Below are 26,842 nucleotides of genomic sequence, written 5' to 3' on the forward strand. Positions count from 1 at the left end.
AACCCTGCACTTCCAGCATCGATCACCTCCTGTCTATAAGGAGGCGTCAACGCATGGCCTTCAACGCGGATCGACGCGCCGAAAAGTCATATGCGATAGCCCTGCCGCAAGGGGGAGGGGACCCGCGCTAGGCTCTGTACTCGCCTTGGTATTCAGTCTCGCTGGCCTGGCGCTCCTCGCCCAAGCGGCCTGGATCCCCGCCAAGGGGGCCCTGGCGCAGGTGCTCTTGGAGCGCGCCTTCGCCCGCACGCTCGTCGAGGGCACACCCGTCCGCCCCTGGCCCTGGGCCGATACCGTACCGGTCGCCCGCATCGCGTTCCCCGATCTCGGCGAAAGCTACATCGCGCTCGCCGGCTCCAGCGGGCAGGCACTGGCCTTCGGGCCCGGCCATGTCGAGGGCACGCCGGAGGCGGGCGAACCGGGCACGGCGGTCTATGCGGCGCATCGCGACACCCAGTTCCGCAGCCTCGGCCGGTTGCGGCCGGGCGATCCCGTCACGGTGCAGCGGCGGGACGGCCGGACCGTGCGGTTCCGGGTGACGGGGGCCCGCGTGGTCCGCTGGGACGCCTCCGGCCTCGATCCGGACGCGCCGGGCCGGCGCCTCGCGCTGGCGACCTGCTGGCCGCTCGATGGGCTGACGCAGGGGCCGGAGCGGTTGCTGGTGGAGGCGGAGGAGGACGTCAGCCCCGCGCCTTGACGGCAGCGGCCGCGGTGCGGTTCTGTGCGGGTTCGTCCGGACCCGCGCACGATGCCGACCTTCGAGGCCGCCTGTCCGGCCGACCATCCCGAGACCGAACTCCCCGACGCGCAGAGCCGCGCCATCGCGGATGCCGTGCGCGAGGCGCTGGCGCGGCGGCGGATGTCGCGCCAGGCGCTGGCGGATGCCGCCCGCATCAGCATCTCGACCCTGGAAAAGGCGCTGTCGGGCCGCCGCCCGTTCACGCTGGCGACCACGATCCGCCTGGAGGAGGCGCTGGGCCTGCCCCTGCGGACCCCCGCCGCGGCGCCCGCGCCGAAGCCGGCAGCGCCGCGCCACGCGCCCGAAGAATTCGGCTCCTACACCCGCGAGGCGGTGGCTTTTCTGGAGGGGCGTTACCTGACGCTGCGGACCTCGTTCGGGCAAGCTGGCGCGCTGTTCGCCTACCGCACCGAGATCGCCTGGGATTCCGACAGCGCCCGCCTGATCTTCCGCGAGGCCGAGCGGCTCGACGCGCCGTTCGCGCAATCCGGCACCGTCTCGGTGCCGAACCAGTCGGGCCAGATCTATCTCGTCACGAACTTCCAGGGGCAGTACCGGCTCGCCATGCTCGGCCGGCCGACGATCCAGGGCGAGCTGTTCGGCATCCTGACGACCCTGTTCTCCGGCCGCGGCGCCCACCTGACGCCCGCCGCGACGCCCCTCGCCCTGGTGCCGGAGCGCGGCGCACTGGCGGAGGGCGCGCAATACGGCCGGATCGAGCCCGGCATGGCCTGCGAGCCGGGCTACCGCCGCATCCTCGACCGGGTGCGGGCGGATGGGTTCGCGGTGTTTCCCGGCCTTGCCGACTGAGCCGGCTCAAGCCGTGCTCGACAGCTTCATCAGCACGAGCCCGCCGACGATCAGCCCGGCGGCGAGCACCCGCATCGCGCTCAGTTCCTCGCCGAGCACCGCGATGCCGACCACGAAGGCGCCGACCGCGCCGACGCCGGTCCAGACCGTGTAGGCGGTGCCGAGCGGCAGCGTCCGCATCGCCCAGGCGAGCCCGGCGAGGCTGATCGCCATGGCCCCGACCGTGACGAGCGAGGGCCAGAGCCGCGAGAAGCCTTCCGACTGCTTCATCGAGAAGGCCCAGACGACTTCGAACAGGCCGGCGGCGATGAGGATGATCCAGGCCATGGCGGCCTCCTGGCGTTGTCGCCGGGCCGTCCCGGTCTCGGACCCGCGAGGGGGAGGTCGTGGCCTCGCGAGGCAAGCTAAGGCGCGAGCCCGGCTATTCCAGCCGCACCACCACGCTGTCGCTGGCGCCGGCCGCGTCCATCACCGAGATGCGGGCGAAGCCCGCGCCCTCCGGGCTCCAGTCGGATTGGCGGCGCAGGCTCTCGGCGACGGGGAGGCCGTCGACCATCCAGGTCAGCGGCGGCTGGCCGCCGAGGGCCTTGAGGGCGAGGCGGGTCTTTTCGCCGAGCCCAAGGCCGAGATCGACGCGGGCGCCGTCGGGCGGGTAGGCGATCTTGAGCGGCACGCCGAGCGTCGCCGCCAGCGTCTTGGGCGCGTCGCGGCGGATGTGGCGCAGCGGCGGCGGCAGGGCGATGGTGGCGGCCACCAGCGCCTCGCGCGGGCGCGGCAGCGGTTCGGGCTCGCCGCCGAGACGGCTGAACGCGTCGAACAGCATCGGCGCGGCGGCCGTTCGCCCGACGAGACCCGGCACCGAGGCGCCGTCCGGCCGCCCGACCCAGACCGCGACCGTGACGCGGGCGTCGAACCCCACCGCCCAGGCATCGCGGTAGCTGTAGGAGGTGCCGGTCTTGTAGGCGAGCCGGCCTGACGGCGCGTTTTCCGGCGGCGGGGCGCCGCGCAGGATGTCGGCGACGTACCACGCCGAGACTGGATCCGTGACCGCGCGCTCCGGCTCGGGGGCGGCGGGCGGCCCGTCGAGGCGGCGGATCAGGCTCGGCACGCTTCCCGCCCGCGCGAGCCCGGCATGGAGCCGGGCGAGGTCGGTGAGCGTGATGCCGAGGCCCCCGAGCGCCACGGGCAGGCCCGGCGCGGTGTCGCGCGGCAGCAGGATCGCGGCGCCGGCCCCGCGCAGCCGGGCGACGAAGCGGGCCGCGCCCACCGTCTCCAGCAGATCGACCGCGGGCAGGTTGAGCGATTGCTGGAGCGCGACGCGGGCCGTCACGGTGCCGCGATAGCCCTGATCGAAGTTCTCCGGCGCGTAGCTCGCGGCAAAGCGCGCCGGGCGGTCGTCGAGGAGGGTTTCGGGGTGGGCGAGCCCGTTCTCGAAGGCCAGTGCGTAGATGAAGGGTTTGAGCGCCGAGCCCGGCGAGCGCACGGCATTCGTGGCATCGACGGCGCCGGCACGCGCCGCGTCGAGATAGCCGGCGCTGCCGACATGGGCCAGCACGTGGCCGCTGCGGTTGTCGATCACGAGGATCGCCGCCGACAGGGCCGGGCCGAGGGCCGCCGCGCGCTCGGCGGCCAGCGCCTCCAGGCTCGCCTGGAGGCGGGCGTCGAGGGTCAGGCGCTGCACCCGCGCCGCGGGATCGGCCGCGACCGCCTGCTCGGCGGCGTGGGCCGCGAGCATCGGGAAGGGTTTTCGCGAGGCCGGCACCGGCTCGGCCTTGGCGGCGCGGGCTTCGTCCGTGGTCAGCACGCCGCGCTCGGCGGCGATGTCGAGCACGCGATCGCGGGCGCGGCGGGCGTTGGCCGCGAAGCGGTCGGGCCGGCGGGCCTCGGGGGCCTGCGGCAGGGCGACCAGCAGCGCGCTCTCGGCGAACGACAGGCGGGCCGGCTCGCGGCCGAAATAGGCGAGGCTCGCCGCGCGCAGGCCCTCGACCGGGCCGCCATAGGGGGCCAGCGCGAGGTAGAGGTCGAGCACGCCGGATTTGCTTAAGGTCCGTTCCAGTTCGACCGCGCGGATCATCTGCCGGAGTTTGGCGCCGAGCGAGCGCTCGGCGCGGGGCTCGACGAGGCGGGCGACCTGCATGGAGAGCGTCGAGCCGCCCGACACGATTTTTTGCGCGATGAGCCACTGCCATGCGGCGCGGGTAACCGCCGCCGGGTCGATGCCCGGATGGGTGTCGAAGCGGCGGTCCTCGTAGGCTTTCAGCATCGCGAGGAAGCGGGGATCGACCTCGCTCGCGGTGACGGGCAGGCGCCAGCGCCCGTCGGCGGTGGCGAAGGGGCGGAGCAACTGGCCCTTTCGGTCGAGGATGATTGTGGAGCGCAGCGAGGCCGCGGTGAGGTCGAGGGGTGGGAGGGGCGAGGCGTAATACCAGAGTGCCAGGGCGGGGAGCGCCAGAGCCACGATCCCGAGAAGAGCGCAGAGCAAACCGACGCGTCTCCCTCCCCCCTCTGCGGGGGAGGGTGGCCCCCGAAGGGGGTCGGGAGAGGGGAGCGACGCTTCCGCTTGACTGCGTTCGACGCGAAATCTCCGGAACCGTGGTTCCCCTCTCCCGCCCGCTCCGCGGGCACCCTCCCCCACCCAAGTCGGGCTTGCCCGACTTGGGCAGATGCTTGCGGAACTTGGGCAAGCCCGAGGTCCGGAGGGGGGAGGGTCGTTCGCGTCGGCGCACATGGCCTACTTCGCCGACACCACCTCGACCGATCCGAACGCGGAGCGTCCGAACCGCTCGGGGCGGTACATATCCTCGACACTGGCGCCCGGATGGACGTAGGTGCCGGGCGAGACCACCCGCACGGTGTAGGCCGCCGAGAAGAAGGCCGATTGCTCCGGCGTGCGGTCGTAGGCGGCGACGAACCGGTCGTCGCGGAACTCGGTGTGGACCGGCTGCACGTCGGTTTTTGCAAAGCTCAGGCCGGCGAGCGCGTCGGCGTCGAGGAGCTTCGGGTTGTCGATCTCCAGGCCCGCGGGCAGGCGATCGACCAGCAGCAGGCGGGCGGCGCTCGCTTTGGCCTCGGTCACCTTCAGCACCACGACGAGGCGGTCGTTCTGGCGCAGGGGCTTCCCCGCCTCCACCGGGCTGCCGTCGAGGCGGTAGAAGGCGCGCTCGACCGTGTAGCCGTGGGCGGCCGCGGGCTCCGGGGTGATCGGGTTGCCGGTGATGCCGACCGTCAGCTGCACCGGCTCGCGGCCCTCGTTGACGATCCGCACCGGCCGCGCCTCCAGGGAAGGCGCCCGGTAGAGGCGGGAGAGCGGGCCCGCCTCCGCCTTGCCGTCGATCGAGAGCTTGAGGCTCTCGGACTCTTTGGCGAGGCCTTGGGCGGCCAGGACCATCCAGGCGTTCTCCTGGGTGCTGGTGGTGCGGGCGTCCGTCCGCTCCTGGCCGATCACCGCGGCGACGGGCTGAAGCGTCTCGCGCGAAAACCCGGTCTCGGCCGAGAGCGCCAGCAGGGCGGCGCCGTCGCGCAGGCGCGAGCCGTAATCGGCGCGGTAATCGCCCTTGTCGCGGCCCACTTGAAGCGCCTTCACCGCCGCGTCGAAGGCCTTTTGCGCCCGGCCGCGGTCGCCCAGAAGTGCCAGCGCGGCGGCGAGTTGGCCGCGGCCGAGCGGCGTGGCGAAATCCTCGATCTTGGTGTCGGCGAGATAGCGCAGATCGCCCATCACCGGGCGGCCGTTGCGGGCGAGCACGTAGGCCGCGTAGGCCAGATCCATCCCGCCGTTCTCGACGTTGGTGGTGTTGGCGACCGTGTTGCGCAGGCGGTCCAGCGCGCTGTTGAAGGCGGTCTGCGGGACGGTGAAGCCGCGCTCGCGGGCGCGGGTGAGGAAGTCGGTCACGTAGGCGTCGAGCCACGTGTCGCCCGCATTCTCAGTGGACCACAGGCCGAAGGCGCCGCTCGAATCCTGGCGCGCCAGCACCCGTTCGATGGCGCCGCGCACCCGCTCATCCACCGCGCCGTCGAGGCCGAGCTTTTCAGAGGCCGCCAGCCCATTGACGTAGAGGAGCGGGAGCGCCCGGCTCACCGTCTGCTCGGAGCAGCCGTAGGGATAGCGGTCGAGCGCTTGCAGCAGGGCCGCCACGTCGATGCCGGCGAGCCGGCTGGCCGCCACCGAGACCGCGCCGGTGCCGGGGAGGATGTCGGCGAGAAGATCGGCCGAGAGGTCGAGACCGGCGCCGGGCTCCAGCGGGCGCACGGTACGGCGCAGCAGCGCGCCGGTGCCGGGGCCGATGGCGAGGGCGAAGGACTGGCCGGCGCTGCCCTGGATGCCGGGGCCGGTCAGCGTCAGGTCGAGCCGGGTGAGGCCGGGGCCGGCGGCGGTGATCGGGATCACGAACTGCCCCTTGGCGCCGGCCTCCAGCCGCAGCGTCGAGCGCAGGGCTTCGCCCGCCACCACGACGGGGCCGGACAAGTCGAGATCGACCGTGTAATCGCCCGCCCCGCCCTCGACATTGTCGAGCGCCACGAAGAAGCGCGAGCGGTCGCCGACATTGAGGAAGCGCGGCAGGGTGCCGGTGAGCACCACCGGATCGCGCACGATCACGTCGGCCTGGGCCTGACCCACGCGGGTCTTGGTCCAGGCGGTCGCCATCAGCCGGGCGGTGCCGTTGAAGGCCGGCAGTTCGAGCGGGATTTTGGCCGTGCCGTCCGCGCCGACCGTGACGACGCCGGAGTAGAGCGCCAGCGGCGCCTGGGTCGGCGGGGTGTCGGCGAGTTCGGTCGCGCCGCCGTCGCCGCCGGAGCGGATCGCACCGAGCGTGCCCTGCATGCCGTCGATCAGGTAGCCGTAGAGGTCGCGCACCTCGGGGCCGAGCGCCTTCTGGCCGAAGAAGTACGCGAACGGGTTCGGCGCCTCGTAGCGGGTGAGGTTGAGGATGCCGACATCGACGGCGGCGAGCGTCACCCGCGCCTCCTCGCCGGCCTGGAGCCCGGCGATCTTGACCGGCACCGTGAGCGTGCCGCGGGGCCGGACTTTTTCCGGCGCGTCGAGCGAGACCGAGAGGCCGCGCTTCTCCTTGTCGATGGAGAACCATGCGAGCCCCAGCGCCCGGCCCGGCATCCTCTTGGCGGCTTGATCCAGCGGCCGGTAGGCGGTGGCGACGAGGTAGGCGCCTGAGCCCCATTCGGCCTTGACCGGGATATCGACGGTGGTGCCGCCCTCCGAGACGGTGACGTCGCGAATCTCGTGGACGCGGTCGCTCACCACCGCGAGGGTCGCCGTGCCGGAAAACTTCGGCGCGAGGCGCGCTTTCAGCCGCTCGCCGGAGGCGTAGGCGGCCTTGTCGAGGGTGAGGTCGAGGAGGTCGGGCACGTCGGCGCTCTCGGAGCCGCCCCAGCCGACCGAGAAGCTGACGCTCACGGCGGCCTGCGGCTGGCCCGGCACGGTCGCCTCCAGTCGGTACTGCCCGAGGCCGACCGGGGCGGCGATGCGCGCGGGCGCATCAGTCGGAATCGCGACGCGCCCGTCGGCGACGCGGCGGCTCGACTTCACCGGCTCGAAGCTCCAGCGCCCGTCCTCGCGGTACCATTGATAGGTCCGCTCGACTTTCGAGAGCGTCCACACCACGCCGTCCTGAGGCAGGCGCCGCCCGTCGGGGGCGGCCATCACGAGATCGAAGGTCGCTGTCGCCCCGTCCGACAGGTCGCCGCCGAAGTTCTTTCGAAGGGCCAGCACCGGGGCGGAGGGCAGGATCGGCAGGGTGATGCTGCGGCTGAGCGCCCGCCCGCCCGGCTCGCCGGCCGCGAGGGTGATCTTGGCCTCCAGCGGCCGGGGGGCGGCGAGTTCCTGCACCGGCACGGTGAGGCTCGCCTGTCCCCGCGCGTCGGTGGTGGCCCTGGCCTCGACTTCCGTCGTGGTCGCCTCCACCGCCTCGTCGTCGAGGCCGATGGAATAGCCGTCCAGGCCCTTGATGCCGGAACCCGTCGCCGGCTGCACCGCGACCGCGGCCGACACGTCGAGGCCGGCGCCCGGCGCGCCGTAGAGGTAGCGGGCCGAGACGTCGATGGTCGCCGCTTCGCCGCGCTTCAGCGTCGGGGTTTTGGGCGCGAGGCTCACCTCCAGCCGCTCGGGCACGTAATCCTCGACGAGCCAACTCGCCTCGCCGACCGGCGGCGCCTTCGGATCGGTATAGGCCGAGACCCGCCACGTGCCGTGCATGGCGCCCGCCATCAGCGGCAGCGCGAGCGCGCGCCCGCCGAGCCCTTCGTCGGCAACCGCCGCGCGGCGATACTCGACCCCGTCCGGCCGCTTCACCACGAGCGTCAGCGGCAGGCCGCTCACCGCCGCGCCCTGCGGGTCGCGCAGGAGGGCGGTCAACTGCACCGTCTCGCCGGAGCGGTAGACGCCGCGCTCGGGAAAGACGTAGGCTTCCGCCCCACCCGGCGCCGGGCGGCCCTTCACGCCGCGATCCGACAGGTCGAAGGCGCCCTGCGCCAGGTCGAGGAAGCCGTAATCGTCGCCGACCTGCGCCACGACGAGGCCCGGCGCCAGCCCGCCCTCGCCGCGGGCGAGGCCGCCGGGGAAGGCGGCGTGGCCCTGGCCGTCAGTTTTTTGCGTCGCCAGCACGTCGTTGTTGCGGGCGACCAAGCGGATCTCCGCGCCGGAAACGGCCTTGGCGCTCGCCAGCGAGCGGGCCAGCACGTGGACGCCATCGCGGCCCTTGAAGGCGGTGAGCCCGAGATCGGAGACGACGAACCACTGCGTCGCCTGGGTCTCGTAGCCCCCTTCCTCGTCCGCCGCCGCATCGGTGGTGCCGGTGGGTTTCGCCAGCATCAGGTAGAGGCCGGGTTCGAGCTTGCCGACCGCCTGGAGCACGGGGAAGGCGGTGACCGCCTCGCGGTTGGTCTCGGCTTTCGCCGTATCGAGCGTGCCCTTCCAGACGCGCTGGCCCTTCTGGTCGGCGATGGTTTTGGCCGTCGCGCCGCTGAGCTGGCTCAGGAATTCCTCCGAGCGCAGCGTCGGCAGCAGGCCGCGGTCGCCGATGCGCAGCACCTCGACATCGAGCTTTTGCGCGTTGACCGAGACCAGCGGCACGCCGGCTTGGCCCGTGCGCGGCAGGACGTAGTTGCGGCCGGTAAAGCGCACCTGGGGCGAGCGGTCGCGGACGTAGACCTCGTAGTCGGCGGCCTTGAGCAGGGTCTCGCCCACAGTGGAGGGCAGGCCGGCGCGCAGCACGAAGGCGTAGCGCTCGGAATGCTTCAGCCCATCGACGCAGAGCTGCTGGCCCTCCGCCGTCACCGCGGCGTTGCTCGCGCCCGACACCGCGACGAAGGGGGCGTAGTCGGTCTTCGGCAGCAGCGACTCCGAGAAGGTGAAGCAGACCCGCGGCGCGGCGGCATCCGAATCGACCTTGTAGTCGAGGATGCGGAAGCCGTGCTCCTCGCGCAGCTTTTCGTACTCGCCCCGCGTCGGCGCGTCGTCCTTCAGGGCGAGGCTCGCCCGGTAGGCCTCCATCGCCGGGCGCCACTCGGCCTGCGCCGCCTGGACCTCGCCGAGGCGGGCGAGCGCGCGGGCCTCGTCCGCGGGCGTGCGGGCCTTGAGGTAGCCCTGGTAGGCGGCCGCCGCCGCGCGACTCCTCAGCTTGAGCCGGGCCGAGTAGTCGCCGCGCTCCTCGTCGGCTCCCGCTGCGGCCGCCGTGCGGGCGTAGTCGAGCCAGTTCCGAACATCGTTCGGATCGGCCGCGATGGCGGCGGCGTAGGCGTTCATCTCGGCGTCGGGCTCGGCCTCGTCGCTCTTGGCGGCAGCCTCCGCCTCACGGCGCCACTGGGCGGCGGGCTTGGCGCCGGGAGGCGCCTCGGCCTTCAGCGAGGCCTCCAGACGCACGCCCGCGCTCGCCAGCGCCTCGCGCACGAAGGTCTTTTGGATCGGGGCGGTGGCGGATTTCGGCGGCGGGGCCGGACGGGGGGCCTGGGCCGCCGCCGGCAGGGTCGTGGCGACGAAGGCCGCCGTCAGGACGGCGAGACGCCGGATCGAGTTGCCCTGGGACATGCGCGTCTCTCCGACCGCCTATGAGCGGCGGGCGGCACGCTATCACTTGGCGCGGGCGCCGCAACGCTTGTCGCGACGCGCCGGACGCGGGCATCATCGGTGCGTGACGCGCCCAGCGCGTCGGGGCGGATGATCGCGATGCATCGGCGGACGGCAGCTTTTCGAACGGGCCTCGCGGCGCTCGCCAGCCTCGGCCTCGCGCTGAGCGCAGCGGCACAAGTGCCGCCGCCCGCGGCGCCGAAGCCCGCTTCGCCCGCGCCCGATCCCGCCTTCGAGGCGGCCCGCGCCGCCTTCGAGGCGCTGCCCGAGCCCGAGCGGCGGGCCGTGCAGGACGCGCTGGTCTGGACCGGCGACTACAACGGCGTGACGACCGGCGGCTTCGGGCGCCGGACGTTCGAGGGCATCGCCACCTATCAGCGGCGCACGGGGGCCGCCCCCACCGGCCAGCTCGCCGCGCCGGAGCGGGTGGCGCTCGCGACGGCGGCGGATGCGGCGCGCAAGGCGGCGCGGTTCCGGGTGCAGACCGACGGGGCGAGCGGCGCCGTGATCGGCGTGCCGGAGCGGCTGCTGGCCAAGCGCAGCCCGCTGCCCGGCGGCACCCGCTGGCAGAGCGCCGACGGGCGCGTGACGCTCGACACCCGCTCATTCCCGCCCGGCGCCACCGATCTCGACGCCCTGTTCGAGCGCGCTACCGCGGCGAACCCGGAGCGCAAGGTCACCTACAAGCTCAGGAAGCCGGATTTCATCGTCGTCACCGCCGAGACCGCGACCGGGCGCTCCTATGTCCGCTATGCGCTCGGCGAGGCCGGCATCCGCGGCTTCGCCCTGAGCTACGACCGGGCGCTCGCCGCCGAGGTCGAGCCGCTGGTGATCGCGGTGGCGAACAGTTTTTCGCCGTTTCCCACGGAAGGCGTTTCGCCGCCGGTCGCGGCGGCGCCCCCCAAGCCCGCGCCGGGGCCGGGGCCCAACCTTGCCGCCCCGCCCCTGGCGCCGCCGGGCGAGGCGCGTGCCTCCGCGACCGGACTGAATCTCGGCGGCGGGCGGGTGCTGACGGCGGCCTCCGCCCTGGAGAACTGCCCGGCGCCCCGCGTCAACGGGTTGCCGGCCCGGAGCGAGGGCGCCGGTCCGGTGGCGGTGCTGCGGGTCGAGGGGCTCGGCGGCGGCGCGGTGCCACCGCTCCGCACGGAAACGCTCAGTGAGGACGAGGCGCTGCTGGTGCTCGCAGCCGAGGCGAATGGCGGGCGCAGCGTCGCCCCCGGCATCGCCGGGCCGGGCGGCGTGTACGCGCCGCTCCAGCCGGGCGCGGGCGGCGCGCCGGTGCTCGACCGGGCGGGCCGCCTCGTCGGGCTGGTGGCGCGGGCGCCCGCGGGGCCGCGCCTGATCGCCGGGGTGATGCCGCCGACGCGCTACGCGGTCGTGCCGGCGAGCGCGCTGGCCGACACGTTCAAGGGGCGTGCGCCCGCGTCAGTCCCCGCGGCCAGCCCGAGCGGAGCCGCCGCGCCGGTGCTCAGCGCGGTGGTCGGGATCGTGTGCGGGCGCTGAGAGCGGGAAGCGGTCAGTCGAGGACGACGGCGACGAGGGAGAACAGGCCGGCCAGCAGCAGGTTGCAGGCGATGAGGACGACGACCGTCATGGGGACGCTTTTGACTCTTCTGGGGGGATCGGGAAGGCGGCGTCCCAGGCGGTAGCCGGAGAAGCTTGACGATGTGTTCCCTCGGGTCCGATTGCGGCGGCGGCGGGGCCTCGCGGGCCCGAAACCGGTGCAGGGAGGGCACACTCGCCCCCTCATCGACCGTCACGCTTGAACCGCCGCTGAATCGGCCGTCACCGACCGGCCACAGGGCCGGCGTCATGCGCGTGAAAAACCCGCCGCGCCGCAAATGCGTCAAGGTTGTGTTAACGTTTGCGCTTTCGCGGACGTCCCGTTTCGAGACACTGGCGGCATGATCTCCTTGACCGAATCCCTCCTGAGTGCGGCGAGCCTGCTCGGGCTCGGCGCGGTCGCCGCCCGCCCGCCCGAGACGCCGCCGGAGGCCGCGCCCGAGAGAACGAATCTGTCGCCCGACGCGGTGGCGCCGGACGATCCCTTCTTTCTTGCGGTCGCCGAGGCGCTGCAGGAAGCGGGCTATCTGGATTCCTGAAAATCCGGCGATTAAGCCTCGCCGACATCCGGCGCCCGATCCGGGGCCGGAGCCGGAGGTTTTGAGCGCATGACCGCATCCCACGACGTCCGCCCGCGGGTCTCGCCGGACGTTCTGGCCGCGGTCGGCGGCACGCCGCTGATCCGGCTGCGCCGCGCCTCGGACGAGACCGGCTGCACCATCCTCGGCAAGGCCGAGTTCCTCAATCCCGGCCTGTCGGTGAAGGACCGGGCCGCCCTCTCGATCGTGCGCGATGCGGAAGGCCGCGGGCTGATCCGGCCCGGCGGCACCATCGTCGAGGGCACCGCGGGCAACACCGGCATCGGGCTGGCGCTGGTGGCGGCGGTGCGCGGCTACCGCACCGTCATCGTCATCCCCGAGACCCAGTCGGCGGAGAAGAAGGAGACGCTGCGATTGGCCGGCGCCCGCCTCGTCGAGGTGCCCGCCGTCCCCTTCGCCAACCCGAACAACTACGTCCACGCGGCGCGCCGCCTCGCCGAGCGGCTGGCGGAGACGGAAAGCGCCGGCGCCTTCTTCGCCGACCAGTTCGACAACGTCGCCAACCGCCGCGCCCATATCGAGGGCACCGGCCCCGAAATCTTTTCGCAGACCGAGGGTCAGGTCGACGGCTTCGTCTGCGCCGCCGGCACCGGCGGCACGCTGGCGGGCGTCGCCGAGGCGTTGCGGGCCTTGAAGCCCGGCGTGAAGATCGCCCTGTCGGACCCGGAAGGCTCGGCGCTGCACAGCCTCTACAGCACCGGCACGCTCAAGGCCGAGGGTTCCTCGATCACCGAGGGCATCGGCCAGGGCCGCGTGACGAAGAACCTCGAAGGGTTCGCGCCGGACCACTCGTTCCGGATTCCCGACGCGGAGGCGCTGGAGATCGTCTTCCGGCTGATGCGGGAGGAAGGGCTGTCGCTCGGCGGCTCGTCGGGGATCAACGTGGCGGGCGCGATTCGGCTGGCCCGCGCTCTGGGGCCGGGCCACACCATCGTGACGATCCTGTGCGACGGCGCGGCGCGCTACGCCTCGAAGCTGTTCAACCCGGCCTTCCTCCGAGAGCGCGGCCTGCCGACGCCGGACTGGCTCGGCGCGGCGGCGGGTGAACTGCCGGATTGGCGGGCCTGAGGGTTATCCCTGCGTCTTCCCCAGCCGGGCGATCAGCGCCTCGAGGCGCTCGCCCACTGGCTCGGTGAGGCAACCGGCATAGAGGCTGCGCAGGTTCTTGCCGATATGGCGGCGCACGCCCTGGCTCAGGGGCGGTACGGCGTCGTCGCCCGTCGATTTCGTCTCGGTCACCGTCTTCGTCACGGATCGTCTCCCGTCCGTGCCCCTCGAAGCCGGCACTCTGGCAGGAGAGGGTTAAGGCGGATTTTACCGGGATCGTTGACGGGCGGTTCACCATGGGGCGTCCCGCAAGCGAGACGATGCCCGATCAGCTCGCGCGCCCGGCCGCCGCCAGCCGGTGCAACTGCTTGAGAGCGAGGGGATGGCCTGCCTCCAAGTCGAGCGGGCCGGCGAAGCCCCCGTTGCGGTCCATCATGTAGACCATCAGGCTGTGCTCGATGGTGGTGCCGCCCTCCGCCAGCGGCACCCGCTTCACCTCGGCGCGGAAGGCGCGCGTCACCCGCTCGATCTCTTGCGGGCTGCCGGTGAGGCCGGTGATGCGGTCGCTGAACGAGGCCATGTACTCGCGCATGACCTCCGGCGTGTCCCGCTCGGGATCGACGGTGACGTAGTAGGCCCGGATATCGCCCCCCTCCTTCGCGAACGCGTCGAGCAGGTTGCCGAGGTCGGCCAGCGTCGTCGGGCAGACGTTGGGGCACTGGGTGAAGCCGAAGAACACGAGGTAGGGCTTGCCGAGCAGCGTGCGCGAATCGAGCACGCCGCCCTTCGAGGATTCGAGCCGGAACGACCCGCCGATCACCGAGATCGGCGGGGGCTTGGGGCCGGACGGCAGGAAGGCCACCGTCGTGCCGACGATGGCGGCGAGCCCGAGCGCGAAGACGGCGAGGATGGGGCCGCCGCCCCGCCGCGGCGGCGCCGGCCCGCCGGGTTCAGTGGGCATGGTCGTGGCCCTTATCCGACGAGCCCTTGGCCGCGATGCCCTCAACGACGAACTCCACCGCCACCGTGCCGGCCCGCTCGAAGGTGAGGGTGCCGGAGAGCCGCTCGCCCTTCTTGAACGGCTGCTTGAGGTCGAGGAACATCAGGTGGTTGCCGCTCGGCGCGAGCTTCACCGTCGCGCCCGGCGCGATCTCCAGGCCGTTGGGGAGCGGGGCCATGCGCATCACCCCGCCCTCGCTCGACATGGAATGCAGCTCGGCCCGGCCCGCCGCGGTGACGCTCGCGCCGGTGAGGCGGTCGGGGCTGGTGCCGGTGTTCGTGACGCTGAGATAGCCCGCCGCGACCTTGGCCCCGCCCGGCGTGGCGCGGGACCAGGGATGGTCGATCTTGAGCGGACCCGCCTTGTAATCGTGGGCCGAGAGCGGGCCCGCCGACAGGACGGTGAGGGCGAGCGCGAGAGCGGGAAGGCGCATGTGTGTCTCCGGTCGGGGGCGCTCCGGGCATCGGCCGCGGGGCGTGGAGGCTTCGGGGAAGATAGGGAGGTTTTTTCGGAATGGGCCGGGCGAGCGGCGTCGCGCGCCCGCTCAATGGTGGTGGGCGTGGCCGCCGGCCTCGGGCGCCGCCGCGCCGGGGCCCTGTTGGGTCGGCCCTTGGGCGCCGATGGGCGCGACCGCAAAAGTCACCGGGACGGCGCCGGCCCGCTCGAAGGTGAGGGTGCCCGTCACCGTCTCGCCGGCCCGCAGGCCGTCGGTGAGGTCGAGGAACATCAAGTGCAGCCCGCCGGGCTTGAGCGCCACGCTCTCGCCCGGCGCGATGGTCAGGCCGCCCTCGACGGGGGCCATCTTCATCACGCCGTTCTCCGTCGACATCGAATGGATCTCGCCCCGCCCGGCGCGGGCGAGGGTGGCACCGGTCAGCCTGTCGGGCTCCGTGCCGGTGTTGCGCACGGTCACGTAGCCGCCCGCGACCTTGGCCCCGCCCGGCGTGGCGCGCAGCCACGGCGTCTCGATGGCGAGCGTGCCGGTCTTGGTCTCGGCCTTGGCGTCCACCTTGGCGGGCGCCGGGTTCGTCTTGGCGGCGACGATCCGCACGGCCGGGGCCGGGCTCTTGAGGACGCGGGCGCCCTCGCCCTGGGCGGGCACCTCGCTCCAGTGGTAGCTGCCCTCGGTGCAGTCCTGCTCCACGGGGAAGTAGATCGTCGCGCCCGGCGCGAAGTCGTCCGAGACGCGGGCCAGGAAGGTGAACTCGTCGACCTGATCGTCGGGCAGGCTGCCGCCGCTCCACGTGATCGTGGTGACGCCCTCGGTGACGGTTCCGTGGAAGGACGGGTAGGGCTTGGCATAGGCCGAGCGCGTGGTGGCGAGCGTCCAGCCGGGCTTCGGCATCGGTTTGGCCCCGGTCACCCCCTCGGGGATCGTGACGCTGACCCGCGTGGTCGGCCGGCCATCGCAGCCGTGCATGATCTGGACGACGCCGCGATAGGCGGCGTTGGGCGAGGCCTCCTTGCGCTCCAGCACGGCATGGGCCGACGCGGCGGAGATGAGGAGCGGCAGCAGGACGAGGGCGGCCGGCAGGGCGGCGCGCGGGCGGGCGTGGGGCATGGCGGAGTCCGAAAGGCTGATGGCGAAGGTCGCTCGCGGCCCTCACGGGAGGGGAGGTCGCGAGTCCCCCAGCGGCCGTCGTGGGGGCGGCTGGCGGGAGGGTTCGGATCAGGCGAGCGGCGGTGCGCGGGCGCTGGCGATCAGGAAGGGTGGCGCGCGGGCAGCATGGAGCGGACGGGCGCGCCAGCCGGGCGCCGTCGCCTCCGGCGCGCTCCAGGCCGGCGCACGGGCGAGAGCCGGCGGCGGCGCGGCGGACGGGGCGTGGCTCGCGGCCGTACAGCAGGCGGCGTGGGGCGGCGTCGGCGCGGGCTTGTCGTCGGGTGCCGCGTCGGTCGCGGCGGCGCAGAGCAGGCCGGGGGCGCCCGCCACCGGCAGGGCCGCGATGCCGCCGAGCAGCGCCTGCAGCACCAGCGCATAGAGCGCGAGGACGGCCGTGAGCCCGCGCAGGCGGCGCGGCGCACGCCCGGTCCGGTCGCGGTGGTTCGTCGGCATGATTCGAGGCGTAGAACAGCCGCGTGCAGGCCGCCAGCGGAATCGCGTCGCAGGTTGCGCCGCCCTGCTTCCTGCTTGGCCTCAAGCGCCGGCGGCCGCCTCCGCGGACATCGTGTGCCCTTGGGCTACCGCTCCGCTAGACGCCTCGGCAAAAGCCGAGGCCGCTGCGCGGGGCGCTCTTCGCGCCCGGAACACGGAAAGCAAGCTTGGCCGCCACCCGTGACCCTCAGGCCCCACCCGCGCGGTCACGTGCGCCACGGCACCAGGGGCGCCACAATATGGCCCGGAACGGCATGGCTTCTTAACGCTAAGACCCCGACAACGGCGGCACGAGGACTTGGCGGGACTGTCGTTCCCGCCGGCTCCACCGAACCGCACCTTCATCCAGAGCCCCGGATCGATGCTGAAGACCGCGCGCCCCTCCCGTTCCCTCGCCTTCGCCCTGGCGGCGACCACCCTCGTCGCCGGGCCGGCGCTCGCCCGCGAGCCGGGCTTCGCCCAGGCCGAGTGGGCGCAGGACTATTCCTCGCCCTCGACCATGCAGGTCACCCGCTCCTCGACGCCGATCCTGTCGCCGCAGACCATCGCGTCGACCGAGGCGATGGTCGAGAAGTACCGCGCCATCGTCGCCCGCGGCGGCTGGCAGGCGGTCTCGGGCGCGGCCTCCCTGCGCGTCGGCTCCCGCGGTCCGGCGGTCGCCGCCGTGCGCCAGCGCCTGATCGTGACCGGCGACCTCGACGCCAATGCCGGCGGCGCGGGCGTCTACGATTCCTACGTCTCGGCGGGCGTGAAGCGCTTCCAGGCGCGCCACGGCCTGTCGCAGACCGGCCAGATGAGCCCGGCGACCCAGGCCGCGATGAACGTGCCCGCCGACATCCGTCTGCGCCAGCTCGAGACCAACGTGATCCGCCTGCGCTCGTATGCGGGCGATCTCGGCCGCCGCTTCGTCATCACCAACATCCCGGCCGCGCTGGTGCAGACGGTCGAGAACGGGCAGGTCGTGACGCTGCACGCCGCGGGCGTGGGCAAGATCGACCGCCAGTCGCCGATCATGAACACCAAGGCGGTGGAGATCAATTTCAACCCGACCTGGACGGTCCCGGCTTCCATCGTGAAGAAGGACCTGATCCCGAAGATGCAGAAGGACCCGAACTACCTCACGGACAACAAGATCCGTATCCTCTCGGGCGGCCAGGAGATCTCGCCCCGCCAGGTCAACTGGAACTCGGACGAGGGCACCCGCTACACCTACCGCCAGGATTCGGGCGCCGACTTCAACTCGATGGGCGTGGTGCGCATCAACATCCCGAACCCCTACGGCGTGTTCATGCACGACACCAATTCCCGCGGCGTGTTCGGCGACGACTTCCGCTTCATCTCCTCGGGCTGCGTCCGCCTGCAGAACGTGCGCGAGTACATCACGTGGCTGCTGAAGGAGACCCCCGGCTGGGACCGCGCCGCGGTCGAGCGCGCGGTGGAAGGCGGCCAGCGCATCGACGCGCGCCTCGCCCAGCCCGTGCCGGTCTACTGGACCTACATCACCGCCTGGGCGACCCCGGAGGGCACGGTCCAGTTCCGCGACGACATCTACAAGCGCGACGGCGTCAACGTGCCCTCGACGCTGGAGGCGCCGACCCCGGTCGCCAGCGCCGCCTCGACCCAGCCCGAGACCTTCGAGCCGGGCGACGAGTAAGCCGCCTCTCTCCACCGCGAGCCTCTTGCGCGCCCCCGGGTCCGACGGACCCGGGGGCTTTTTCGTGCCGCGGTCCGGCCTTGCGGTGTGGCTCTCCCGGCACGCCTCGGCCGAAACCGGCGGCGCCCCCCCGCCCGCGCACTCCGCGGCAACCCCCTGCGACCGCCTGCCGCATGCGGCTGTCCCAGTTCGGGACGAAACGTACCGGTATGCAGGATTCCGACGACTTGAGCGATTCGCGAAGCCTGCGCTTCGGCGGGGCGGCTTCCGTCGTCGAGGGTATCCGAAACGAACGATCACAATAAACGCTTCGGAAACCACGGTTTCCGGTCGCGCAAACCAACACGGCCCGATCCCGCAAAGGTCGGTTAAGCCTTGAATGGAATGGTGCGCGGCCGGCCTGAACGGCGCAAGGCCGAAGGCTTCGGGGGATAGAGCCAGATGACCGAGTACAAGCTGAGCCGGGACACCGACCGTCTGATCGGCGGTGACCAGGACGACGTGTTTCTCGCGGGCTCGATCAACGATCTGCGCGGCGCCGACATCCTCCGGGGCGGCGCGGGCACCGATACGCTGCGGTTCTCCGGCATCACCACCGGCCTCGCCCTCGACTACACCCGCCTCGCCGGCCTCTCGTCGGTCGAGCGGATCGACATCGCCTCGGTCAGCGGCGCCATCACCATGGCGCTCGACGCCGCGAGCATCGGCCAGGCCGATAACGGCAGCCTCACCGTGGCCTTCGGCGCCAACGCGATGATGTTCGGCGTGACCGCGATGGATGCGGGCGACACGATGGTGCTGGCCGGCACCGGCCAGGTCACCCTGCGCAACTTCGCCGACCAGAAGATCCGGGTCGCCGACGGCTTCGACGGCCGCATCACCGGCGGGGCCGGCGACGACACGCTCACCGGCGGCACCGGCAACGACACGCTGAAGGGCGGCGTGGGCCGCGACACCCTGACGGGCGGGGCGGGCGACGACGTGCTCGACGGCGGTGCGGGCGTCGATCTCATCGTCTCCGGCGGCGGCCGGGATACCGTGACCGGCGGCAGCGAGGCCGACACCTTCAAGGTCGGCCCGGGCACGACGACGATCACCGACTTCGCCGTGGACTTCCACCTCGAGCGGATCGACCTGCGCGGCGTGTCCGCGGCGACCGACTTCGCCAAGCTCGCGATCACCGACACGCCCGCCGGCGCCAGCATCACGGTCGCCGACACCACGATCCTGCTCAGCGGCGTCAAGGCGTCCCAGGTGAGCGCCGGCAACTTCATCTACAGCGGCCAGACCGACACCAGCATCGTCTACGTCGATGCCGGCACCTCGCAGGACGTCATCCAGCGCCTGCTCGACGAGGCGCCCCCCGGCACGACCATCCAGCTCGCCGCCGGAACCTACGAGTTCGACACGACCCTACGGATCGACCGCAGCGACATCTCCCTGCTCGGCGCGGGCAGCGACAAGACGATCATCCGCTCGCTGATCCCCGATGCGCAGGCCGGCTCGACCATCAAGGTGCAGGGGGCGCTGGCCGACCACCGCTTCGCCGACGTGGCCGTGACCGCCGTCAAGGGCTCGAAGACGGTCCAGCTGACCTCGACCAAGGACCTGAAGGTCGGCGACGTCGTCTACATCGCCCAGAGCAACGACGCGAAGTTCTTCGCCGAGACCGGCAACACCGGCGTCATCCTCCCCGACCCGTCGAACCCGAACGGGAGCCCGCTGCGCGAGATGCTGTCGAAGGTCGTGGCCATCGACGGCAACAAGGTCACGCTCGCCGAGCCGCTGCCCTACACCTTCGAGGCCGGCAAGGGCTGGGCCGGCGAGCCCGCCCTCCTGAAGAACGTCGAGGTCGGCGGCTTCAAGATCGAGACCGCGTTCACGCCGGCCAACTCGCTGAACTTCGAGAACACGCGCTCGGCCTGGCTCGGCGTCTCGACGGTGAGCTTCCGCGGCGTGGCCGACAGCAAGCTGTTCGACGTCGGCGCCTACAACAACGCCTCGACCGCCTTCGCCTTCACCCGCACCTACGGCCTCGACGTCGATAGTCTGACCGCGGTCGGCAGCCAGAACAAGGGCGAGGGCGGCAGCGGCTACGCGTGGTCGCTGGCCGAGACCTTCGCCGGCAACTTCACCCACCTGACCGACAAGGACATGCGCCACAGCGTGCTGTTCTCGGCCTGGGACGCGGAGCACTACAACAACATCCAGGTCGACTTCACCAACCGGGACATCAACTTCCACGGCAGCCCGGATAGCGGCAACACCGTCACGGTCGATCGCTCGGTCGCCTATTACGAGGTGGATCGGGCCGCCTGGCCCTCGGTCGGGCCGGGCGCCTTCCCGGTCCATCCCCACAGCACGATCGAGGCCAACGACGTCCGGTTCCTCTACCTGCGGGCGGGGCGCAAGGACGATGTCGTCCACGCGGCCAAGTCCGGCGGCGATATCGACACCGCGGGCGGCCACGACACGATCTACGGCGACATCGGCGCCGACCGCCTCTCGGGCGGCGACGGCAACGACATGATCTGGGGCGCGGGCGGCAACGACAGCCTGTTCGGCGGCCGGGGGCGCGACACCCTCAGGGGCGGCGCGGGCGACGACACCCTGACGGGCGACGACGGCGCCGACTTCCTCGACGGCGAGGCCGGGATCGACGTGCTGTCCGGCGGAGCGGCCAGCGACCTGCTGCGGCTCGGCGCGGGCGACACCGGCACGGGCGGGGCGGGCACGGACAGCTTCGTCATCCTCGGCAACGCCACGATCACCGACTTCAACGCCACCGACCGCATGGAGAAGATCGACCTGCGCGGGATCGCCGGGGCGACGGGCATGTCCGCCCTCAAGATCGCCGCGGTCGGCAAGGACACCGCCGTCACCGTCGGCGGCGTCACGATCACCCTCAAGAACATCGCGCCGCGCTCGCTCACCGCCGACAGCTTCGTCTTCGTCGGGGACAAGACCGCGACGCTGGCCGAGATGCACACCCGGCTGCCGACGGTGACGCCCGAGAGCGGCATCGAGACCTATGTCGGCAGCGCCATCAACGACCTGTTCGAGACCACCTCGGCCCAGCTCGCCACCCGCAGCGTCATCGACGGCAAGGGCGGCACCGACACGCTGCGTCTGGCCTCCGACACGATCGGCGTGCTCGCGACCTCCTTCGCCCGCGTCTCCTCCGTCGAGGTCCTCGACGTGTCCATGGCGACCCAGACCGTCGAGGTGCAGGTCGATGCCCGGGCCGTGGGACAGGCCGACGGCGACCGCCTGACGATCTTCGGCGGCGCCCGGGACATCGCCCTCAGCACCGCCGGCCTCGGCAAGGCCGGCACGGTGGTGATGCAGACCTTCGGCACGGTCAGCCTGCGCCAGAACGTCGACAACGTCGTCACGGTGTCCGACGCGGTCACCGGCAAGGTGGTCGGCTCGAACGGGCGCGACACCATCACCGGCGGCGCCCGCGCCGACCTGCTCGCGGGCGGCGACGGCGACGACCTCATCGTCGGCGGCGGCGGCAGCGACCGGCTCGACGGCGGGGCGGGCGACGACGTCCTCAGCGGCGGGATCGGCCGCGACACCCTGCTGGGCGGCCTCGGCGACGACACGCTGCGGATCGAAGGCGGCGACGTCGCCACCGGCGGGTCGGGCTCCGACACCTTCGTCGTCCTCGGCAGCGCCACGATCACCGACTTCGCGGTGGCCGACCGGATGGAGAAGCTCGATCTGCGCGGCATCGCCACCGCCAAGAGCCTCGCCGCGCTCAAGATCACCCAGACCGCCGACGGCGCGAAGATCGTCGTCGGCGGCGCCACGATCCTGCTGCAGGGCGTGACCGCCTCCAAGCTCACCGCCGACAACTTCGTCTTCGCCGGGCAGAAGGTCTCGACCGTGGCCGAGCTGCACGGCCGGGCGCCCACCGCCGTGCTGACCGGCGGCGCCGACCGCATCGTCGGCACCGCGGGCAACGACATCTTCGAGACCACCGGGGCGAGCTTCACCTCCGCCGACTCGGTCAAGGGCGGCGCGGGCATCGACACGCTGACGGTCACCTCGGGCACGTTCTCGCGCACCGACGGGACCCTGGCGAAGCTCTCCTCCGTCGAGATCATCGACGTGACCCGCGCGAGCGGCACCGCGACCTTCCAGGTCGGCGCCGCGGGCGTCGGCCAGGCCGACGGCGACCGGCTGACGATCTTCGGCGGCATGAAGGACATCGCCCTCGACACCGGCTCGGTCGGCCGGGCCGGCAAGGTCGTGGTCGAGACCTTCGGCACGGTCAGCCTGCGCCAGGGCGTGAACAACGTCGTGACGGTGTCCGACGCGGTCAGCGGCAAGGTGGTCGGCTCGACCGGGCGCGACACCATCACCGGCGGCGCCCGCGCCGACACGCTCTCGGGCGGGGCCGGCAACGACGTCATCGGCGGCGGCGCCGGCAGCGACCGGATCGACGGCGGGGCGGGCGACGACATCCTCAGCGGCGGGACCGGCCGCGACACCCTGCTGGGCGGCCTCGGCAACGACATCCTGCGGCTCGAAGGCGGCGACGTCGCCACGGGCGGGGCGGGCTCCGACACCTTCGTCGTCCTCGGCAACGCCACGATCACCGACTTCGCGGTGGCCGACCGGATGGAGAAGCTCGACCTGCGCGGCATCGCGAGCGCCAAGAACCTCGCCGCGCTCAAGATCACCCAGGGCACCGACGGCGCGAAGGTCGCGGTCGGGGGGGCCACGGTCGTGCTGAAGGGCGTGAGCGCCTCCAAGCTCACCGCCGACAACTTCGTCTTCGTCGGGCAGACCGCCCCGACCATGGCCGAACTGCACAGCAAGGTCGCGGCGGGCCTGCTGACCGGCGGCGCCGACCGCCTCGTCGGGACGAGGGGCAACGACGTGTTCGAGGGGAGTGCCGCGAGCTTCACCTCCGCCGACTCGATCAAGGGCGGCACGGGCACCGACACGCTCAGCATCACCTCGGGCACGTTCTCGCGCACCGACGGGACCCTGGCGAAGCTCTCCTCCGTCGAGGTCATCGACGTCAGCAAGACCGACGGGACGCCCGTGTTCCAGGTCGGCGCGGCGGGCGTCGGCCAGGCCGACGGCGACCGGCTGACGCTGCTGGGCGGCACCAAGAACATGATGGTGGACACCGGCTCGGTCGGTAAGGCCGGCACGGTGGTGGTCGAGACCTTCGGCACGGTCAGCCTGCGCCAGGGCGTGAACAACGCCGTGACCGTGTCCAACGCCGTCGACGGCAAGGTGGTCGGCTCGAACGGCAACGACAAGATCGTCGGCGGCGCCCGCGCCGACACGCTGACCGGCGGCACCGGCCACGACGTGCTGATCGGCAACGGCGGCGCCGACCGCCTCTCGGGCGATGCCGGCAACGACAAGCTCACGGGCGGGGCCGGGGCCGACACCTTCGTCTTCGCCAGTGGGTTCGGCAGCAGCAACGTCGACCACATCACCGACTTCGCCGCCGTGGACACGATCCAGCTCGCCAAGAGCGTCTTCACGGCGCTGGCGCCGGGCCATCTCGCCGCGGCGGCGTTCAAGGATCTGGGCGTGGCCGGCGCCAAGCTCGATGCCAGCGACCGGATCGTCTACGACCACGACACCGGCGTGCTCGCCTACGACGCGGACGGCTCGGGCAAGGCGGCGGCGGTGACCTTCGCCGTCCTCGACAACAAGGCCCTCCTGACCCACGCCGACTTCCTCATCGTGTGAGGCCGCGCACCCCGCGCGGGTTCGCCCGCGCGGGGATGGGGCGGGGATGGATTAAAGGCGAGGGCACCCGCGTTAACTCGACATGGTGCCAGATCGCATGCGCTCGAAACGCCCCGAAATCGTCGATCTCCTCGTGCCGCTGCGGCGCTACGCCCGCTCGCTCACGCGGGACGCGGTCAAGGCGGACGACCTCGTCCACGACACCCTGGTGCGGGCGCTGGAATCCCGCGCCAACCTGCGGCCGGACACCAACCTGCGCACGTGGATGATGACGGTGCTGCACAACGTCTTCATCGACGAGCAGCGCCGCAAGCGGGTCGAGGCCCGCCACGCCGACGTGCTGGTCCAGCTCTCCGACGACGTGGCGCCGCCCGCCCAGGAGGGGCAGGTGCGGCTGATGCAGATCCGCAAGGCCTTCGAGAGCCTGCCCGAGGAGCAGCGCGCCGCGCTCCATCTCGTGACTCTGGAGGGCATGGCCTATGCCGACGCGGCGGACGTGCTCGGCATCCCGATCGGCACGCTGATGTCGCGGCTCGGTCGCGGCCGTGCGGCGCTCCGCGCCTTCGAGGAGGGCAGCCGCAAGTCCCGCGGCTCGTCCGGCTCCTCGGACGACCCCGCCGAGCGAGGACGACCGCATCTGCGCATCGTCGGCCGGGAAAGCGCCGCCTGATCCGGCGTTATCCAGGTCCGGGAATGAACGGCGCGCTCTCCGTGCGAGGGGGCGCAGGAAGAGGCTTAGGGCCAGAAGGCTTCAATAGCTTGGCTGGCGGAAAGGACGTCGGAGTGGGCTGATGGTCGACCCGATCACGCAAACCGATCTCATCGCTTACGTTGATGGCGAACTCGACCCGATGCGCCGCGTCGAGGTCGAGGCGCATCTCGCGCGCCATCCCGAGGACGCCGTCCTGGTGATGGCGGACCTGCGGGATCGCGACGCCCTGCGCGAGGCCTTCGCGCTGCCCGCCGCGCTGGCGACGACCGGCGGCCCGGAGCGGCTGCGCTCCGGCGCCCGCCGCATCGACCGGGCGCTCGCGTGGCAGCGGGTCGGCAACCGCCTGCGCCGGGCCGCCGCCATCGCCGTGCTCGTCGGCGCCGGCTGGCTGGCGCACACCGAGATCGGCACCTTCGGCGTGCCGAACTCCATCGCCTCGCCGATCGATCCGGCGCTGGCCGAGGAGGCGCAGCAGGCGCGCCAAGCCGTGCAGATCCGTGCCCGCGCGACCTCGCAGCGGGCGACCGTCGCCTACGACGAGGCCGATCTGGAGGCCGCCACCGGCGTCGATCTGCCGGAGATGCCGAACGGCTGGGTCGTGCGCGACGTGCAGATCTTCCCCGGCCGCCAAGGCACCGGCGTCGAGATCGAGATCGAGGCCAAGGATCTCGGTGAGCTGTCGCTGTTCGCCAAGCGCAGCGGCGGCGCGGTCGTCCCCGAGGGCAGCGAGCCCGTGACCCGCTCGAGCGACGGCGCCACCGCCTATTGGCGCAACGGCCACACCGCCTACGCCCTCAGCGGCTCGCGCGACGAGCCCGGCCTGCACGCGGCGGCCGCCCGCCTCGCCTCGCTGCGCCACTGACCCGAACCGCGCCGTCGAGAACCCGAGCCCCGTTCCGGATTTCCCGATCCGGAGCGGGGCTTTCCATTTTGCGCCGATCACGGTCGCGGGAGGGGCCCTACCCTTCGGCCGGTGCACGCATTATTCAATTTGCGTTCGCCGCAGCCTCGGGTCCATGCGCCTCCTCGGCATCCTCGCCCTCGCCCTCGCCGGGCTCTACGGCGTCGCCGTCCTATCGCTCGCCCTCGGGCAGCGCCGGCTGATCTATCCGGGCAGCTGGATGGAGCGCCCGCCCGCCGAGGCGGTCGCCGGAACCGAAACGATCACCCTGCGCACCGACGACGGCGAGAGCCTGCACGCGCTCTGGCGCCCGCCGCAGCCGGGCTGCGGCGTCGTCGTCAGCTTCCACGGCAACGCCTCCGTCCCCGAGCCGCATGCGGAGCGTTTTTCCGAAGGCGTGTGGCGGCAGGGCGGCTGGGGCGTGCTGGCGCCGGCCTATCGCGGCTATCCGGGCTCGACCGGCCGCCCGAGTGAGGACGGCCTGATCCGCGACGGCGTCGCGGCCTACGTCGCCGCCGCCGAGCGGGCGCCGGGCGCGTCGATCCTGCTGCACGGCCATTCCCTGGGCGCCGCCATCGCGGTCGCCGTGGCCGAGCGGGCGCCGCATCTCGGGCTCTATCTCGAAGCGCCGTTCGACTCGATGAGCCACCTCGTCCGCCTGCTGTATCCGTTCGTGCCGAGCGGCCTCCTCCTCGCCGACACCTACCGCTCGGACCGGCGCATCGCCGGGCGCACCGAGCCGGTGCTGATCGTCCAGGGCACGCACGATCCGGTGGTGCCGGCCAAGCTCGCCGTGCGCCTCGCCGCGGCGGCCGGCCCGCAGGCGCAGCTCCGCCTGATCCCCGGCGACCACGTCTCGATCATGGGCGAGGAAGATGCCGGGGCCGAAGCTTTGTTCCGCGGCCGGATGAAGAGCCGGTGCGGCGCGGTGCCGGCCCAGGCGGCGGCGCCCTGAGACCCCAAAAGAATCAGCCGCAGGCCCGCAGCGGCGCCGCCTCCATCGCCTGGACGGCCATGCGGTAGGTCATGTCGTGCGAGGACAGCGTGTCGGCGATGAACCGGTCGAGGGCCGTCAGGCCCCGCGGGGTCAGGCTGAAACCGCCGGGCTGCGCCCGCGCGACGAGGCCCTGCTCCGCCGCCGCGACGAGGACGTTGCGGACATGCGAGCGGGAGAAGCCGAAGCGCGGCTTGAGCCCGGCGAGGTCGCTCTCGCGCACCGGGGCCATGGGATCGGCGGTGTTCGCCTCGCACAGCATCAGGAGCACCCGCACGCCGTTGTTCATCGACAGGAACGGCAGCAGGTCGGCGTTGGCCGCCAGGAAGCGCCCGATCACCGGAAACGTCGTGACGGCGACCGCGCGCTGCGCCCGCTGGAAGGCCGGGTCGCGGGCGAGCGCCGGGCCGTACCCGGTCTCGGGATAGAGCTGGCGCAGCACGCCGTAATAGGAGGCGAGGACCTCGCGGTCCCAGGCCAGCAGCCGTTCGGTGGGGCGCAGCCACCGCACGCGCCCATCCTCGGGCGGGCGCTCCAGGGTGAGGTAGCCGGTCCCCGCGAGGCGGGCGACGATCTCGTCGATCTGCCGGGGGCTGGTCAGGCCGAACATCGCGACCGATTGCTTGAAGCGCGCCAGCGTCGGCCAAGTCGCCCGGTCGGCGGGGTCGAAGACCGCATCGTTGCAGACGAGGGCGCCGAGGGCGGCGACGCGGCCGGCGGTGCTCTGCCAGTGTCCGGGCAGCGTGGCGATCTCGTAATGCGCCGTCGTCGCCGCGATGTAGGCGGGCCGTATCCGCGCAAAGCCCGGATGGCTCAGCACCGCGCCGGTGGTGCGGTGATCGATCTCCGGAAGGAAGCGCCGGAACAGCGACGTGTCCGGCCCGTCCGCTTGCCCCTCGTTCAGGTCCTCTCGCACCCGTCGTCTCGTCA

At 72.5% G+C, this 26,842-nt stretch carries 19 protein-coding genes; 10 read left to right on the forward strand and 9 right to left on the reverse strand.

The window, feature by feature from the left end; all coding sequences use genetic code 11:
• Positions 1-145 precede the first annotated feature (145 nt).
• Both AAHG03_RS21345 and AAHG03_RS21350 read left to right on the forward strand, forming a co-directional pair.
• The gene (locus AAHG03_RS21345; RefSeq protein WP_342153029.1) at positions 146-697 is read left to right on the forward strand and encodes a class GN sortase; all 552 of its coding nucleotides are present in this window, start codon (positions 146-148) and stop codon (positions 695-697) included.
• A gap of 51 nt (positions 698-748) precedes the next feature.
• On the forward strand, positions 749-1,549 hold the full coding sequence (locus AAHG03_RS21350) for a helix-turn-helix domain-containing protein (protein WP_342153031.1): 801 nt from the start codon (positions 749-751) through the stop codon (positions 1,547-1,549).
• Positions 1,550-1,555: 6 nt separating this feature from the next.
• Here AAHG03_RS21350 and sugE read toward each other — a convergent pair whose 3' ends face one another.
• The 3 genes from sugE to AAHG03_RS21365 all read right to left on the reverse strand — a co-directional run bounded on the left by sugE (position 1,556) and on the right by AAHG03_RS21365 (position 9,587).
• Positions 1,556-1,876 (reverse strand): quaternary ammonium compound efflux SMR transporter SugE, encoded by a 321-nt coding sequence (gene sugE, locus AAHG03_RS21355; RefSeq protein ID WP_342153033.1) that lies wholly within the window; start codon positions 1,874-1,876, stop codon positions 1,556-1,558.
• A 94-nt stretch (positions 1,877-1,970) separates the two neighbouring features.
• Complete coding sequence (gene pbpC / locus AAHG03_RS21360) at positions 1,971-4,277, reverse strand: penicillin-binding protein 1C (protein WP_342153034.1); 2,307 nt, start codon at positions 4,275-4,277, stop codon at positions 1,971-1,973.
• Between the two features lie 3 nt (positions 4,278-4,280).
• Complete coding sequence (locus AAHG03_RS21365) at positions 4,281-9,587, reverse strand: alpha-2-macroglobulin family protein (RefSeq protein ID WP_342153035.1); 5,307 nt, start codon at positions 9,585-9,587, stop codon at positions 4,281-4,283.
• 138 nt (positions 9,588-9,725) lie between these two features.
• Here AAHG03_RS21365 and AAHG03_RS21370 point away from each other — a divergent pair, with 138 nt between their 5' ends.
• The 3 genes from AAHG03_RS21370 to AAHG03_RS21380 all read left to right on the forward strand — a co-directional run bounded on the left by AAHG03_RS21370 (position 9,726) and on the right by AAHG03_RS21380 (position 12,856).
• A complete protein-coding gene (locus tag AAHG03_RS21370) occupies positions 9,726-11,129 on the forward strand; it encodes a serine protease family protein (protein ID WP_342153036.1) in 1,404 nt (467 codons plus the stop codon).
• A 401-nt stretch (positions 11,130-11,530) separates the two neighbouring features.
• Positions 11,531-11,728 carry a hypothetical protein gene (locus tag AAHG03_RS21375; RefSeq protein WP_342153038.1) on the forward strand — a complete coding sequence of 66 codons (198 nt, stop codon included), beginning with the start codon at positions 11,531-11,533 and terminating at the stop codon, positions 11,726-11,728.
• 69 nt (positions 11,729-11,797) lie between these two features.
• A complete protein-coding gene (locus AAHG03_RS21380) occupies positions 11,798-12,856 on the forward strand; it encodes a cysteine synthase A (RefSeq protein ID WP_342153039.1) in 1,059 nt (352 codons plus the stop codon).
• Positions 12,857-12,859: 3 nt separating this feature from the next.
• On the opposite strand, the gene AAHG03_RS21385 is transcribed toward AAHG03_RS21380, so the two are convergent.
• The 5 genes from AAHG03_RS21385 to AAHG03_RS21405 form a co-directional block, all read right to left on the reverse strand.
• Positions 12,860-13,039 carry a NepR family anti-sigma factor gene (locus AAHG03_RS21385; protein WP_342153041.1) on the reverse strand — a complete coding sequence of 60 codons (180 nt, stop codon included), beginning with the start codon at positions 13,037-13,039 and terminating at the stop codon, positions 12,860-12,862.
• A gap of 124 nt (positions 13,040-13,163) precedes the next feature.
• A complete protein-coding gene (locus AAHG03_RS21390) occupies positions 13,164-13,796 on the reverse strand; it encodes an SCO family protein (protein WP_342153043.1) in 633 nt (210 codons plus the stop codon).
• Positions 13,786-14,268 carry a copper chaperone PCu(A)C gene (locus tag AAHG03_RS21395; RefSeq protein ID WP_342153045.1) on the reverse strand — a complete coding sequence of 161 codons (483 nt, stop codon included), beginning with the start codon at positions 14,266-14,268 and terminating at the stop codon, positions 13,786-13,788. The genes AAHG03_RS21390 and AAHG03_RS21395 overlap by 11 nt, the downstream gene beginning before the upstream one ends.
• 111 nt (positions 14,269-14,379) lie before the next feature.
• Entirely contained in the window at positions 14,380-15,396 is a 1,017-nt protein-coding gene (locus AAHG03_RS21400; RefSeq protein WP_342153047.1) for a DUF1775 domain-containing protein, read from the reverse strand.
• A 108-nt stretch (positions 15,397-15,504) separates the two neighbouring features.
• A complete protein-coding gene (locus AAHG03_RS21405; protein WP_342153049.1) occupies positions 15,505-15,888 on the reverse strand; it encodes a hypothetical protein in 384 nt (127 codons plus the stop codon).
• Positions 15,889-16,288: 400 nt separating this feature from the next.
• Here AAHG03_RS21405 and AAHG03_RS21410 point away from each other — a divergent pair, with 400 nt between their 5' ends.
• From AAHG03_RS21410 to AAHG03_RS21430, 5 genes are all read left to right on the forward strand, one after another.
• Positions 16,289-17,581, forward strand: a complete 1,293-nt coding sequence (locus AAHG03_RS21410) for a L,D-transpeptidase family protein (RefSeq protein ID WP_342153050.1) — start codon at positions 16,289-16,291, stop codon at positions 17,579-17,581.
• Between the two features lie 441 nt (positions 17,582-18,022).
• The gene (locus AAHG03_RS21415; RefSeq protein ID WP_342153052.1) at positions 18,023-23,305 is read left to right on the forward strand and encodes a beta strand repeat-containing protein; all 5,283 of its coding nucleotides are present in this window, start codon (positions 18,023-18,025) and stop codon (positions 23,303-23,305) included.
• A 97-nt stretch (positions 23,306-23,402) separates the two neighbouring features.
• Positions 23,403-23,975 (forward strand): sigma-70 family RNA polymerase sigma factor, encoded by a 573-nt coding sequence (locus AAHG03_RS21420; RefSeq protein WP_342153053.1) that lies wholly within the window; start codon positions 23,403-23,405, stop codon positions 23,973-23,975.
• A gap of 121 nt (positions 23,976-24,096) precedes the next feature.
• Complete coding sequence (locus tag AAHG03_RS21425) at positions 24,097-24,879, forward strand: anti-sigma factor family protein (RefSeq protein WP_342153054.1); 783 nt, start codon at positions 24,097-24,099, stop codon at positions 24,877-24,879.
• Between the two features lie 154 nt (positions 24,880-25,033).
• Positions 25,034-25,873: an alpha/beta hydrolase gene (locus AAHG03_RS21430; protein WP_342153055.1), complete on the forward strand. Its 840-nt coding sequence runs from the start codon at positions 25,034-25,036 to the stop codon at positions 25,871-25,873.
• A 13-nt stretch (positions 25,874-25,886) separates the two neighbouring features.
• Here the strand turns inward: AAHG03_RS21430 and AAHG03_RS21435 are convergent, their stop codons facing one another.
• The gene (locus tag AAHG03_RS21435) at positions 25,887-26,828 is read right to left on the reverse strand and encodes a hypothetical protein (protein WP_342153056.1); all 942 of its coding nucleotides are present in this window, start codon (positions 26,826-26,828) and stop codon (positions 25,887-25,889) included.
• Positions 26,829-26,842 lie beyond the last annotated feature (14 nt).

The sequence above is a fragment of the Methylorubrum subtropicum genome (assembly GCF_038442325.1).
In the GTDB taxonomy this organism is placed as follows: domain Bacteria; phylum Pseudomonadota; class Alphaproteobacteria; order Rhizobiales; family Beijerinckiaceae; genus Methylobacterium; species Methylobacterium subtropicum.